At 38.7% G+C, this 15,203-nt stretch carries 10 protein-coding genes; 3 read left to right on the forward strand and 7 right to left on the reverse strand.

Features of this window, described 5'->3' with window-relative positions; genetic code table 11:
- Window positions 1–4: 4 nt before the first annotated feature.
- The gene (locus IPJ83_10185) at window positions 5–574 is read right to left on the reverse strand and encodes a hypothetical protein (GenBank protein ID MBK7880908.1); all 570 of its coding nucleotides are present in this window, start codon (window positions 572–574) and stop codon (window positions 5–7) included.
- The gene (gene yidC, locus IPJ83_10190) at window positions 574–2,403 is read right to left on the reverse strand and encodes a membrane protein insertase YidC (GenBank protein MBK7880909.1); all 1,830 of its coding nucleotides are present in this window, start codon (window positions 2,401–2,403) and stop codon (window positions 574–576) included. The genes IPJ83_10185 and yidC overlap by 1 nt, the downstream gene beginning before the upstream one ends.
- A 590-nt stretch (window positions 2,404–2,993) precedes the next feature.
- On the opposite strand from yidC, the gene IPJ83_10195 reads away from it, so the two are divergent.
- The 3 genes from IPJ83_10195 to phbB all read left to right on the forward strand — a co-directional run bounded on the left by IPJ83_10195 (window position 2,994) and on the right by phbB (window position 6,051).
- Entirely contained in the window at window positions 2,994–4,226 is a 1,233-nt protein-coding gene (locus tag IPJ83_10195; GenBank protein ID MBK7880910.1) for a 3-phosphoshikimate 1-carboxyvinyltransferase, read from the forward strand.
- Window positions 4,227–4,230: 4 nt separating this feature from the next.
- Window positions 4,231–5,217: a chorismate synthase gene (locus tag IPJ83_10200; protein ID MBK7880911.1), complete on the forward strand. Its 987-nt coding sequence runs from the start codon at window positions 4,231–4,233 to the stop codon at window positions 5,215–5,217.
- Window positions 5,218–5,304: 87 nt separating this feature from the next.
- Entirely contained in the window at window positions 5,305–6,051 is a 747-nt protein-coding gene (gene phbB / locus IPJ83_10205; protein ID MBK7880912.1) for an acetoacetyl-CoA reductase, read from the forward strand.
- 195 nt (window positions 6,052–6,246) lie between these two features.
- Here phbB and IPJ83_10210 read toward each other — a convergent pair whose 3' ends face one another.
- The 5 genes from IPJ83_10210 to IPJ83_10230 all read right to left on the reverse strand — a co-directional run bounded on the left by IPJ83_10210 (window position 6,247) and on the right by IPJ83_10230 (window position 15,034).
- Window positions 6,247–8,670 (reverse strand): TonB-dependent receptor, encoded by a 2,424-nt coding sequence (locus IPJ83_10210; GenBank protein ID MBK7880913.1) that lies wholly within the window; start codon window positions 8,668–8,670, stop codon window positions 6,247–6,249.
- A 95-nt stretch (window positions 8,671–8,765) separates the two neighbouring features.
- Window positions 8,766–11,225 carry a T9SS type A sorting domain-containing protein gene (locus IPJ83_10215; protein ID MBK7880914.1) on the reverse strand — a complete coding sequence of 820 codons (2,460 nt, stop codon included), beginning with the start codon at window positions 11,223–11,225 and terminating at the stop codon, window positions 8,766–8,768.
- Window positions 11,226–11,877: 652 nt separating this feature from the next.
- Entirely contained in the window at window positions 11,878–13,371 is a 1,494-nt protein-coding gene (locus IPJ83_10220) for a Gldg family protein (GenBank protein ID MBK7880915.1), read from the reverse strand.
- Window positions 13,372–13,381: 10 nt separating this feature from the next.
- Window positions 13,382–14,101 (reverse strand): ABC transporter permease subunit, encoded by a 720-nt coding sequence (locus tag IPJ83_10225; GenBank protein MBK7880916.1) that lies wholly within the window; start codon window positions 14,099–14,101, stop codon window positions 13,382–13,384.
- A 6-nt stretch (window positions 14,102–14,107) separates the two neighbouring features.
- Window positions 14,108–15,034 (reverse strand): ATP-binding cassette domain-containing protein, encoded by a 927-nt coding sequence (locus IPJ83_10230; GenBank protein MBK7880917.1) that lies wholly within the window; start codon window positions 15,032–15,034, stop codon window positions 14,108–14,110.
- Window positions 15,035–15,203: the final 169 nt, after the last annotated feature.

The raw sequence follows: 15,203 nt of genomic DNA on the forward strand, positions 1-15,203 counted from the left end.
TGAATCATTTTAATGGATAGTTAATAGTCTTTTGCAATGTAACTTCAAGTATATCTTCAAGTTCTTTAAGCGCAGCAGGGGAGGAGTGATTATCTGTTATGAATTTTCTCAAGCCATATTCCTTGATAAGAATATTCTTGTTGGGCAAATCCGGGAGAAATTCTCTTTCGTTGGTGGGATATATTGAAGCAAGTTTGAAAAAATTAATTTTGTTGGCCTTCATCATCAATTGAGCCCAGTCTTCCTCTAACATCAGTCCCCAATGTCTGCCAGGATTTTGGACATGCATGATGCCTTGGTATAAGACAACACCGTTGTTGAAAAGAGTATAATTAAAGGTTGGACAAAAACCAAAGCAAGCTGTTCGTTGAAAAAAAAGTAGCGTATCTAAATTTTGAATTAACGTGTCTTTAGCTTCTATTTTTCCAATAAATCTGGGCAGCGCATCAGGAATTAGCATTTGTTCTCCGGATTCCAAATGATCCTCAATCGTCTGTCCTTTGCCCTTAATTGTTTTTCTATGGCAGGCAAACATGGAGACTATAAGAAGCAGAAGTAAAAATCTGATTTTCATCAGGATTTGTTTTTGTTTTTCAATTTTTCCTGTTCGATTCTTTGTTTTTCTTTCATCATTTGTTCCAATCTCTCCTGGAAGCCCCCCTTCTTTTTAGGTTTGTTTTTATTCAATTCTAATTGGTCTCGAATCTTATCATGATTAAAAAGATAGCTTCTACCCAATATGGTTTGAATGATGTTCAATAAATTACTGAAGAACATATAACAAGTGAGACCTGCTGCGGTCTTGTTAAACATAAACCAAAACATCAAGGGCATAAGATATTGCATATAAAGCATAGCAGGATTAGCGGAGAAATCCATGGTCTTGGAAGAGAAATATGTAAACACTAAAGTAGAAATTACCCATAGGAAGGCAAACAGACTTAAAGTATTTCCAAAGAATGGTATAGAAAAAGGTAAAATTAGAAACTCATCATAAGAAGATAAGTCTGCTGCCCATAAAAATGAAGCCTGTCTGAAATCTATTGTAGCTGGGAAGAAACGGTACAATGCAATCCAGATAGGCATTTGCAACAACAAAGGAAAACATCCACCCAATGGATTTACCCCAAATTCGTTGTATAGTTTCATGGTTTCAACCTGTTGCTGTTGCAGGTCGTCTTTATGCTTGGCCTTTACCTTTTCTATTTCCGGTTTTAGCGCTGTCATCCTGGCCTGGGATTTTAACATTTTATAGGCCAATGGAAAAACCAGCAACTTAACGATCAGGGTCATCAACAATATAATCAATCCCTTACTACCCATAAGGTCATTCAAAAAGGAAAATAAAGGTCTGATCAAGTGTCTGTTGATGGTGCCGAAAATAGACCAACCGTAAGGAATAATATCCTGCAAATGGTTGTTGAATTGACTGAGTCGCTTGTATTCATTGGGACCAAGATACCATTGCATATCAAAGTTTTTTCCATGCACAGAAGCACCAGGTATATTCAATGTGGATTTAAGTAGTTTTAGGTCTTCACTGTTGTCAGGCATCATAACCGTTTCAAAACTGCCACTGATGAACCCTTCTTTGGGTATCAGAGAGGTATTGAAAAACTGGTTAGAATGAGACACCCATTCTACTGATTTTGTCTTGCTGTCGTGTTTGTCATCTGACCGGCAGGAACAATAATCTGCATCTTCTTCTTTTTCTTTATAATAAACAGAGGTGTAGAATTTTTCGTATTCATAATTTTTCTCCAGCTTATCCAGGTAATTTTCCCATTGCAGGGTTACATCATTTGAGGCACCTGCGTGATCCACGCGAATCGAATAATCCAAGACGTAGTCTTCCGGTTTCAGTTTATAAGATACAACAAAGGAACCTCCACCCGGCAAGGCAGCTTTTAATTCAAGAGCCTGATCTGTTTGACTTATGGTTTCAAAATACAATTGACCGGAATGGACTGGTCCTTGAGCAGTCTGAATCTGGTAATCAAATTTGTTCTTTGGATCTTCCAGTAAGAAAAGGTCGGTAATAATTTCTTCGTTCTTTTTACCTGGAATGATCTTTTTGTAGCTGTCTATCCTCGCTTTGGTAATTCTTGCGCCTTTATTGCTGATGGTGATTTCAACCAACTTATTCTTTAGTAAATAAGTTTGTTCCTGAAGGAGACTGGTGGCTGCAGGGGTATCCTGTACAATTCCGTTACTTTGTGCTGGAAGTTGTTGTTGAATTTGTGCTGTATCGGAGGAGGGGAGAGCTTGGCTGGCTAATGCTATCGAATCTGCAAATTTTTTCTCTTTAGCCTTTTTTTCCATATTGGGCTTAAAGAAGAACTCACTCCACACAAACAATACTGCAAATATCAATGCAAAACCAATAATATGATTACGTTCCATGAATGCTGATAAATTTTGGCGTGCAAAGCTACGAATCCTCATGCCATTGATGCAAAGAATCTCGATGAGTGTAGGTTAAATTACGATGACGGGCTGAATTTGGGGAGTTAGTTGGCTGAATTTAAAGGTACAAATCAGGGGCCCCAGACCCATATATAGATTACGGGACAGCCCAAAAGAAAACTACCAGGCTCTTTAGTCTGGTAGTTTATTTAGACAGTAGTAGGTAAAATATGTATTTTAAGTGGATTCGTTGTGGTGAAAACTCCGATACCCGGGTACCGGAGCTAACCTTACCTATCACTACCTGGGGTAAATAACAGGTACGTTTTCAAAATTCACATTCAACAAATCAGTTCTTTCTTTGAAACCGGTAACATACTTATAAAGAGTTCTATTAATTAAAAAACGCTGCTTTATTAAATAAAAAATGGTAATATTTTTTACATATTTATATTCATAATGTGTAAAGATTTTATAATCAATAATATGGGGTGTTTTCGTGAATAATTCCTGGGCAATTTTGCAGAAATTATGATAAGTTTTTTGAAGCCAGGCTCAGAAAACGTATCATTGCACACTTCTTACTTATGGTATATCAATTAAAAGCCCGGGATATGGGTGGTAAAATCACCATATCCTTACCGGGGTCAAAGAGCGAGACGAACAGGCTACTCGTCATTCAGGCACTTAGTGCGGGAAAGGTAGACATCTTGAACCCCTCAGAGGCGAGAGATAGCCAAGTAATGCATGATCTTCTGTCGTCTGAAGAGAAGCTGCTGGATGCGGAGGACGCCGGTACTGTGATGAGATTTCTTGCCGCTTATTTTTCTTTATTACCAGGGGAGAAAATTCTTACCGGAAGTGCCAGAATGCAGGAACGTCCTATTGGGCCCTTGGTGGAGGCCTTAAGGAGCATTGGGGCAAAAATAAAATACCTGGTGAATGAAGGGTATCCGCCCATACAAATTCTGGGTGGAAATTTATACAGCGGAGAGCTCTATTTGGATGGTAAGCAAAGCAGTCAATTTGCTTCAGCTCTAATTTTAATTGCCCCTTATATTCCCGGAGGTCTCACACTGCACATTGCAAAGGATCAGGTTTCCAAGAGTTATATTGATCTGACCCTTGGAATTTTGAAAATATTGGGTATTGAAATGCAGGTGAGTATTGATAAAGTCCAAATTTTACCAGGCGTATATCCAGAAATGAAATGGACTATTGAAGGGGATTACAGTTCAGCTTCTTATTGGTATGAGTGGCTTTGTTTTTTGCCCGATGTTGTCGAGATCAAACTTAGAGCACTTAAGTTGCATAGCCATCAACCAGACAAAGCGGTTATTGAAATTTTTTCCCAATTGGGAATAGCTACTTCTTTTGATGAAAACGGTATTACTATTTCCAAAATTCCCAATTTTATTGTGCCAGAGCATACATTACATTTTGATTGCCGAGAAACGCCGGATTTAGCACAAACGATTGCAGTCGCCTGTGCTGGAATGGGAATTGATGTAAGCATTACGGGACTAAGTACACTTAGAATAAAAGAGACTGATCGTATTGTTGCATTGGAAAAGGAATTTCGCAAATTAGGACTACACCCAATGTCCGGAGAGAATGAAATCAGGATTCCGAAAGGTATTATTAAAATGCCAGATGAACCAATACAAACTTATGGAGATCATCGTATGGTAATGGCATTTGCCCCTTTGGTGAGTAAGCTGGGAGAACTTTCTATCTTTGACCCGCAACAGGTCAGAAAATCCTATCCGGGATTTTGGGAGGATGCACAAAATTTTTGTGAAATAGTAAGTATTAAATGAACACATGAATTCCTTCGGCAGAATTTTCAGAGTGAGTATTTATGGTGAATCACATGGTCCTGTAGTAGGTATTGTTGTAGATGGTGTTCCGCCGGGGATAGAATTGAGTGAGACAGATTTATACCCGGACCTTGAGAGAAGAAGACCGGGAATAAATGGGACCACAACCAGGGTCGAGTCCGATGAACCCATCATTAAATCAGGGGTTTTCAAGCAAATGACAACAGGAGCCCCACTTTGTGTTGAATTTACCAATTCAAATGTCCGATCGGTAGATTACGAGCAGTTTGTCTCTCAACCACGACCTGGACATTCAGATTTTAGTGCTCATATTAAATTTAAAAGTTTTAATGATTATCGCGGTGGAGGGCATTTTTCCGGACGGCTTACGTTGCCAATTGTCGCGGCCGGAGTAATAGCAAAAAAAATATTAAAGGGAATTCAGATACATTCTAGAATAATCGAAGCCGGAGGATTAGAAGACATTGAACGCGCAATTCAATTAGCTATTGAAAATAAAGACAGTATTGGTGGGATTGTTGAATGTAAAGTGAATAACGTTCCAATAGGGTGGGGAGAACCATTTTTCGATTCATTGGAATCCGTACTTGCGCATTTGATGTTTGCTATTCCAGCAGTAAAGGGAATAGAATTTGGCAGCGGTTTTAAAGCATCCAAAATGGTTGGCTCTAAGCACAATGACCCGATTTTGGATCAGGAAGGACATACACAAACTAACCATGCAGGGGGAATTTCAGGAGGCTTAAGCAATGGCAATGAATTAGTGTTTCGCATTTCGGTAAAGCCTACATCCAGTACTCCGCAAAAACAACAGACTTATGATTTTCAAAAATCAACCTTGAGTGAGTTAGTTGTTGCAGGGCGACATGATTTATGCATTGCGCTAAGAGTACCTGTGGTGGTAGAGGCGATGACCGCTATAGGGCTCGTGGATTTAATGTTTTTACAATCGCTGAAAGCATTACAATAATTAAAAATTATTTTAAAATTTTACAATTCCTTGTTTGATTAAAAATCTTGTAATAATATTACAGTTACACCAACAAAAAAATTATCCATGGAAACCAATCAAAGAAACATAGCCTTAGTAACCGGGGCTACAGGCGGGCTCGGAACTGCAATGTGTCATAAACTAAAAGATGACGGTTATTTTGTAGTGGCCAATTTTCGCAATGCTGAAAAAGCAAAATTATGGCAAGAAAAAGAAAAAGAGAAAGGATATGAATTTACCATGGTGGAAGGAGATGTCACCAATTTTGAAGACACAGGCAGAATGATCGCAGAAATCAAAGCTAAATATGGTCCTGTCTCCATCCTTGTCAACAACGCAGGTATCACAAGAGATACACCACTTTGGAAAATGTCCAAAGAGCAATGGCATGATGTTATACATACCAATCTTGACTCTGTGTTCAATTGTTCCCGTCATGTTATTGAAGATATGATAGCTCAGGGTTTTGGACGTATTATCAACATTTCTTCTGTAAATGGACAAAGAGGACAGTTCGGACAAACCAATTATTCCGCAGCTAAAGCCGGAATGCATGGATTTACTAAGTCTCTTGCCATGGAAGTAGCCAAGAAAGGGATTACAGTGAATACCATTTCTCCGGGATACATTGGAACAGACATGGTCATGGCTATCCGAGAAGAGGTGAGAAATAAAATTGTGGAACAAATTCCAATGGGCAGATTAGGGGGAACTGATGAAATTGCCTATTTGGTGTCTTTCCTTGCATCAGAAAAAGCAGCATACATCACCGGTGCAAATTATGCAATAAACGGAGGACAGCATGTAGCCTAAAAGGAAACAATAGTTAAACCTATATATTGCATCTATAATCAAGCCTTTGAACAGGTTGCTTAATTTATAATTGAGGTAATAACTAATTGAATCAGATTTCTAATCAAATTTGATCTACTGTTTCTTTATTTAATAGTGGAGTATACCAATCGAGGTATTCATTTTATTTTGATGGTATTTTATCTAAATAAGCAGTTAAAATTCAATAATAAATCCTATTGTTGGCAGCAGATTTGCATCAGCGTTTTCAAGTAATATAGGAATAGCATTAGCACCATCAGGTCTTAACGCGGCTCCATCAGTAGTTTCGAATGCAGAGTTATCTGCAGTTCTTTTGAAAGTATAATTTGGGAAGGATGGATTGGCCCTAACCAAAACATTTTGAAGATCAAGAAATAAATCAAAAGTAATTCGTTTGAAATTCCACTTTTTATCCAGACGGAGATCCAGTTGATTAAAATTTGGAAGTTGTTCAGAATTCAGCTGATTGTAATCCAAAGTTCCTTTGCCTTCTACAGCATAGTTTATACGGCTTCTTTCTAAGTCAAATGGCGTATATGGTGTGCCCCCTTGAAATCTCCATCGGAGGCCTAATTCCCAGTTGCGCGAAAACTTATATCCCATGAGAATGGCAACCAAATGTCTGGTATCCCATGACGAACGTATGAATTCACCATCCTGCCCGCTAAAAGATGACCAGAATAAAGTATAAGATGTGGTGAAGTACATATTTTTTGTAAGTTTCTGCTGGGCGAACCATTCAACACCATAGGTTTCCCCTTTTCCGGTAGAGCTGACTGCCTCATTTCCAACGATACCAAAATCCCCACCCAGATTTGCCAGCGAAATACCATCTTTAAGGCTAATCGGATAATCGTCATACTTCTTGTAAAAACCCTCTAAAGTGAACCTTAAGAACTTAGTTGGAATATATTCAAGTCCGGCAACAAAATGATCAGATTTGATGTATGGTAGATTTTGATTTACAGCAATTCCGTTTTCTTGGAAGCCAAGAATGGTATAAGGAAGAATTTTGAAATATCGTCCAACGCTGGCATTAAGTGTCCACTTGCTGGATAAATTATAGCTGGCGCTGAGCCTGGGACTCAAAGTATTGAGAAGGTTCTCCGGACCATCTTTGGAAAGAGTGTTGGCGTCAGAGCGAATTCCAAAGGACAACCCTAATCTGTCCTCAAGCAATCGTCGATTGAGTTGACCAAATATTCCATATTTAACAAAATCAATGGAAGTATTGAAACTAAAGTTGATGCCAGGCTGAATGATTATACCGGAACTATCCCGGATTTCTGGTCGGCCTTTAGCGTATGTTTCATTGCTGTATTTAACGTATTGCAGCATTGCCCCATAAGAATATTTCCATGGTCCGGAAACTTTATGACTTTCAAATCGTAGTTTGTTTTCGATTTCACGACTTCGCAGTTTGAGAATTCTTTTATTCTCATCTGTCTGGTTACTGTTAAAATTATCCGAGAATTGGTCCAGAGCATTATCCAGCATGTTTCTGCTAAAAGTCAGGTTCCAATATCCTTTGTTTTGAAGATGTTTTATGGTAAAGCCTTGTGTGTAATTCCACTGGTTGATCAAAGGGTTGCTACTTAAAACATAAAGATTTTCAGGGGTGGTATTTTTAGGTAGCGCAAAACTGAATTCATCAATTGCGCCAACGCCAATAGCAGTTAAACTTGTTTTTGCATTTAAGCGGTGAGAAATTTTGTATTGAAAATCCCAGTAATTTGGGCGGATGGGTAAATCAAGCAATTCAAAGAGAAACTGTAAATAGGATCTTCTTGCCGATGCGAGAAAGGTAGTTTTTTTATTGTTGCCAATTGGTCCTTCTGCAGTCAATGCTGCTTCTGTTCCACTTAACCTGAAATTACCCTGTATGCGGTCCTTATTACCATCTCTTTGCTTAAATTGAAGCACACTGGAAAGTGGGTTGTCATAGCGCGCATGAAAAGCACTGGAGGATAGGGTAGCATCCTCAAGGAAAGAAACATTTAATATTCCTGTAGGGCCACCTGCTGCACCCTGGGTAGAAAAATGGTTGATAACGGGAATCTCAACGCCATCCAAATAATAGACGTTTTCATTGGGTCCACCGCCTCTGATGACCAGGTCGTTTCTATAGCTGCCATTGCCAGAAGTACCACCAACTCCAGGAAGTACCTGAACAACCCTGGAAATATCAAAGTTACCTCCCGGATTACTCTTAATTTCCTCCGCGCTAAGATTTTGGACGCTAAGCGGAGTTTCGCTTGTTGCAATTCTAATACTTTTATTTTCTGAGAAAACAATCTCTCCGAGAATTTTGCTGTCCTGGCGAAGTTCGAAATTAATTTGCGCGGTATTGCCTGTTGTAATTACCACATTGTATTTGGTAAAGGGTTCATATCCCAATAATGAGACGGTTACATTGTATGATTTGGTGGGGATGTTTTCGATGGTGAAGTTTCCATCTAAATCGGTCGAGGCCCCGAATTTTGTGTCGTTAATGGTTACTATAGCACCTATTAAAGGTTCTTGTGTTTCAAAATCTTTAACACTACCGGTTAGATTGCCTACAGACTGAGTCAAGGCTACCTGAGGGAAAATATGCATTGCAAACCACAGGATGCTTCCGGACCACTTGGCTAAACTTATATTTGGAATCATGCGACTTAAAACATGAATCCAAAATCATAGTTCACTAAAGATTAAATTTTTTGCAACTTTCCTGTACTTATTATTTTTCCTTCCTGATAGACAACAAGATAAATTCCAACTACAAAATCATTTAAATTAATCCTGATGGTTGATTTTCCCTGATCAATATTATCGAATTGCACTATAATATGACCATTTAGATCCATGATTTTTAATGATTTTTTCGATTTGCCTTGAAGTTTAGGTAAATCAATCTGTACTTCATTTACTGCCGGATTTGGTAACATTACCAATCCATTATTATTTGCAACTATGTCTTTGCCTGCTACAGGATTTCCTCTTTTAATTTCTGATAGCGGAAAGGTCATTATGGATCTGGCAAAAGTACCCGCAATCAACTGATTGTTTTTGATATTTATGTCAAGGTCATTTATGGTGATGAGTGGCATATTATCCCCAACTCTTTTCCAATTGGTACTTCCGTCATTGGTTACATAAACCCCTAAGAGGGTAGCAGCCGCAAGGATAATGTCTGATTTGGTTTCAATGATTTGAAGATCGTATACAGGAATTTCTGTAAGCTCCCCTCCTGAAATGGATTGCCAGCTTTTTCCTAAGTCTCTGGACTTAAATATTAATGAATTCAAAGAGTTGTTTCGGTAATTTGAAAGAGAAACAAAAAATATACTATCGTTCTCTCTGGAGCACTTTACGCTGGTGATATATCCAGCAGGTAATCCCGATGTAACATTAACCCAATTGGTGCTGGAATCTTTGCAGATCCAAACATTTCCATTGTTCGTGCCTGCGATTAAAATTTTCGAATTTATAGTGGACTCATCCATACAAGTTATGCTTGGTAAGGATATTATTTTATAAGGACCATTGCTTGTCAATGTAGGACTAATGGGTTTCCAATCCGCTTCAAGCAAATTGTAGTTTTTAAAAATCCTATTGGCCCCGGAATACATTATGTTTGGACTATATGAGCTTACTAAGTAAGGGAAATCCCAATTGCGATTTCCGCTCAAACCCCTGGTAAATCGTTCAAAACTTATGCCGCCATCAAGGGTTTGGTTTAGTCCCCCGTTCTGGGTGAGACACCAAAATATATTAGGATCTGTTGGGTGAAAGGCAGGTAAAAATCCATCCCCACCATATATGGATTCCCAGTTGTTGATGCTCATTGCGTTGCCTGCTGAAGTGCCGTTATCCTGAGCCCCACCATAGTAGTTTGCGGCATTGTTTGGGTTGTAAGCTACACGATAAAATTGGGTGGTGGCAATGTTTTCAATGTCTTCCCATTCAGTCGAATTTTTCTTCAATTTGTAAAGTCCACCATCGGTTCCTAAGAGAATATCCCCATTTTCTAAAAATTCAATTTCGTGCTTATCCGCATGAACTTCATAAGTCCACCAATCTGGGGTGGCTCTTTCCCACCTCATGCCCCCATCAAGACTTCGGTATAGATCAACTCCTAAAAGAAAAATATCGTTTGGATTTTTAGGATTAACCCCTATTCGGCCAAAATACCAACCAAAGCCGCCCAATACATCACAGGGAAGCCCGGAGTTGTTGTAATCCGGAATTACTTGCTGCCAATGGTCGCCTCCATCTACAGATTTATATAAACCACTGATTTGCTGCCCGCCGTTACAAAAGGAGGTGTCGTTGCGGACCATTCTGGCATAGACCAATTCAGGACTTGATTTGCAAACTTCAATCGCTATCCTGCTGTATGGATATTCTGGTATGCCATTATGAATAATCTCCCAGGTTTTGCCACCGTCTTTGCTTCGCTGAATACGGCTGTTTGGGCCTTCAACTACATTAGTATCATCTCGCCTCAACCTCTCCCAACTGGCTGCATAAATGACCTTTGAGTTTCCCGGTTTGATGGCGATGTTTGTTATACCTGTTTGCTCGGAGATAAATAGCACTTTTTCCCAATTTAACCCTCCGTTTGTAGATTTGTAAAGACCACGCGCAGAGCCGGGTTCAAATGGATTGCCCATGGCTGCAACATAAATAACTTTGCTGTCCTGAGGGTCTATCAGAATTTGATTGATGATGCGAGTTGTTTCAAGTCCTGTGTTTGTCCAGGTCTTGCCTCCATTAGTGGATTTATAAATTCCGTTTCCTGCAAAAGGATATCCGGATATGTCCGGGTCGCCAGTTCCAACATAAACTGTTTCCGGGTTTTTGGGATCAATGGCTATGGCTCCAATCATAAGCGTTACCTGATCATCAAAAACAGGGTTCCAGCTTATACCGCCGTTGGTTGTTTTGAATACACCTCCATTTGGAAAACCAAGGTAAATGATATTCTGATTTGTAGGATGAACGGCTAACGCAGTGATGCGGCCCCCGATATTTCCTGGTCCCTGTTGTGTCCAATTTCCGGTTATTACAGAATTATTCGAACGTCTGATTTTGTGTTGAAGAATAGAATGGACAAGCTTATAGTGTTGTTGTATTAAATCTTCGGAGGGAGCCCCAAATTTATCCATCAAGTAGGTTTCATTTGGGGTAAGGTGGTTAGTTTTTTTTGATTCTTTGCATGATATTATAATTAGGATGTTTAGTAATAAGAGGTATTTAGTCCAATTCATCAAATGCGGGTTCTATTATTTTAATAACGATTTCCAGTCAAAGATATATCAGTAAGTTCGATTGAACCAAAATGATGTTCCTGAGTGGGTCAGGGTGAGGAGAATGAAAATGTCACCCTTACAGGGTTTGTTTTGCAGGTGATATGTTTTTATAAAAATGTCACCCCTACGGGTTTTGTTTTGCAGCAAGGTTTTTGTTAAAAAAATGTCGCAACTACAGGGTTTATTTTGCAAAGATGATTTTACTAATAATAAGTTCAACCCTACAGGGCTAACTCATGATTTTTTAATCAGTTGAAATTTTCAGTCACAAATACGATTTGATTTAATCCCGTAGTGATGGAATTTTTATACCAAACATCATGAAATGAAATTAAACTCCATAGGGGTGAAATAAAATGTAAAGTTGAATTTGATGTAAAGGAAGAACCTCTAGATGAGTTTTAATGAGGCGCATTATTAGCTTTGCTGGCTAAAAGAAATTAATTTTTAAAAATAGCCATTCATTTCATACCCTTTAGGGGGATTAAAATGGGATAGTTTTAAAAAATTAACTGTATCGTTCTTCCATTCTTTGCGAACGTTTTCTTCTATTTACTGAACTTCGATAAAAGCTATAAAGCAAAACAAGGATTATTGGCAGTAAAAAATTTAGGTATTTATACATGTTTCTGGTAGAATCGTCCAATTCTTTTATAGGCCTTGTTTCTACAGCTTTTGTACGCAAATCTATCAGGCCGGTATCATCTGAAAGCCAGTCTATTCCATTGACAAGGAGGGAGACATTATCCTGATTAATTTGTTGATTTCTTCCACGGCCTACAGGAAAATCACCATCCCCATAGATGATGAGTTTACAGGAAGTATTGCCTGCAATTTTTCCTTCTACCACTGCCCCCAAGCAGATATTTCTTTCGGGAAAATCGGCTTCTGTCCACTGACGTTGAATATCAATCACAATGGGCATTGGCTCTCTGCCTGACTTATCAGAAGTAAATAGTAAAGGGATAAATTGTTCTTTGCCATTATAACTTATTGCTGATGCAAATTGGAGAATCACTCTTTCCAATCCTTTTGTTACCGGATGGTTTGAAAAATTTTGAATCAAGGGTAGATAAGGCAATTGCACCGGTGTGGCAAAGGAAAACATTCCCGTTTGTTGCTGGACTTGGACTGAGCCACAGGCAGCATCTTTTACTAACGCATTTTCAAGGACAATGCCTTTTTCAGCCAACCAATTACCCACACCACTTAAGGATGGAGTGACTTGTCCTGTTTGTAGTTCTGCTTCAATTTGATTGGTGGCTATCAATAAATTACCACCCTGGCCAAGATAATCATTAAGCATTTCAAAATGACTGGCAGGAATACTGTCCTGTGGCCTTACAAGCACCAGGGTTTTATATTTGTTCAACTGGGTGCTGTCCGTTAAATAGACAGATTCGACGGAGTACAGGATGTTAAGAGATTCATATACCTGAACCATTTCTTGCAAAGATGCTTCCCGATGGCCTTGAATAAAGCCAATAACTGGTTTGTTTTTTACTACCAGTTTTTTAATGTTGGTAGTAAGAGCGTATTCCATTGCAGTTCCAGGTTGGATCACAGGAATTATTTCTTTTTTATCGCCCACTTTTATGGTAGCGCCAAGGAAGGCTTTAAGTTGTTTGGCCTGGTCTTTTTCCCGGACGTTGATCATCACGGGCTGAATCCCTTCCTTCATGGCTTCTTCTTCTTTTTTTGGGTCGTCATTCGGGGCAATGAATTCATATTCCAGTTGGCCTTTCGAAAGATTATAGAATTCATCCAGAATTTCTTTCAGGTCTTGTTTAGTTTTGCCTACATCAGTTGGTAAATCATCTGAAAAATATGCTGTGACTTTAACTTTTTCATCCAGATTGCGCAGGATATTTTTAGTAGCAGGGCTTAACGTGAATTCCTGATTTTTTGTAAGGTCAAGACGAAAAAAGAATTGTCTTGCCAGAAAATTCAAAGCCACAAATGCAAGAATTGCAACAATGATTTTGGAAGCAGTAGTATTCATATTCCTCTTGTTATTTTCTTTTGGTTATTAATTGTTCGGCCATAAATAATCCTAATAAGGTGAGGCTCGCAAAATAAATAAGATCCTTTGTGTCCAATACGCCTCTTGAAATGGATTCAAAATGTCTGCTGACGCTTAGATCATTCATCAGGTTCCCAAGGAATCCTCGTGTGCCTCCACTGAATAAATCAAATAAAAAATGAAAAAATATACCAATGAGGAGAGCTAAAAGAAATGCAACAATTTGATTGTTGGTCAAGCTGCTTGCAAAAAGTCCAATGGCGATATAAGCTGAACTCATGAGCAACAATCCAAGATATCCACTAATGGTTGCGCCATGATCTACAGATCCTAACCTTGCAATGGAGAAGTAATATGGTAGGGTAAAAATCAAAGCTATGCCAACCAGTAGCATGCAAGCCAGATATTTACCTAACACAAGTTGCCTGTGACTTACTGCCTTCGTGAGCAGTAATTCTATGGTGCCAGTTTTCTTTTCTTCAGCGATCATTTTCATGGTGATAGCAGGGATGAAAAAAAATAGCGTCCATTTTGCAATTGCAAAGAAAACCTGAAGATCTGCTTCTTTCCGAATAAATACATCTGCTCCATAAATCCAGGTAAAAAATCCACTAAATCCCAGAAAGGCCAACAGCATGATATAAGCGGTCAAGGAGTCAAAGAAGGAATTGAGCTCTCTTTTGGCGATAATTTGAACAGGTGATTGCATATTCAATTAATTTATGGTAAGGTCTCTAAAAATGTCTTCTAATTTGGTTTCAAAAGGAGTCAATTCAAGTAATTCCCATCCTTTTTCTACACACAAATGAAATATTGCTTTGTTGAGATGGATTTCTCCACGGGATTGTACCTCGAATTTATTTTCATTTCTATTGATTAAATCAACCAGACTCACTTCTGGCAAAGATTGAAGCGTAGAAAAGATATTGTCCTGATCCGCTCCCTCAATACGAACATGCAAAATTTGACGAGACTCAGATTGTTTGCGCAAATTTGCAACCGTGCCATCTGCGACTATCCGACCTTTATTAATGATAAGAATCCTATCGCATGTAGCTTCTACTTCAGGCAGGATATGTGTACTTAAAATGACAGTTTTTTCTTTGCCAAGTTGTTTAATTAATTCCCTTATTTCAACGATTTGATTAGGGTCAAGACCAGTGGTAGGTTCGTCGAGAATCAATATTTGGGGGTTATGAATGAGCGCCTGAGCCAGTCCTACCCGTTGCCTGTACCCTTTAGACAGTTCCCCAATTTTTTTATGTTTTTCCACATCCAGGCCACACTTTTTGACCATTTCACGAACTCTGGAAGGAATTTCTGAAGCCGAAACGCCCTGAAGGGATGCACAAAAGGCCAAATAATCCAGAACGGGCATATCTTCATAAAGGGGATTGTGTTCAGGGAGGTAGCCAATAGTCCGTCTTAAGTCAATAGAAGACCGACTTGAATTGTTCCCATACCAGATAGTTCCATGGTCGGGCTCGAGATATTGGGTTAACATTTTCATGGTGGTTGTTTTACCTGCACCATTCGGGCCCAGAAAGCCAAGAATTTCTCCTGATTTTACTTCAAAAGAAATGTCGTCAACCGCCTTTTGGAGGCCATAACTTTTTGACAATGAAGAAATTTTCAAGTCCATAAGTTGCATATTTAAATTAGGAAAGGGTGAATCCGTGGCGAAAATAATAAGATTTCATTTTTCAACACTAAATGTTACGTCAAAAGCTTTTGTACCGGAGTCCATTTTATTGAAAAATAGACTTGAATTATTTAATTTATTTATATATAAAATATTCTTATTTTTGTGG

It is taken from the genome of Candidatus Vicinibacter proximus (genome assembly GCA_016713905.1).
Lineage (GTDB): Bacteria > Bacteroidota > Bacteroidia > Chitinophagales > Saprospiraceae > Vicinibacter > Vicinibacter proximus.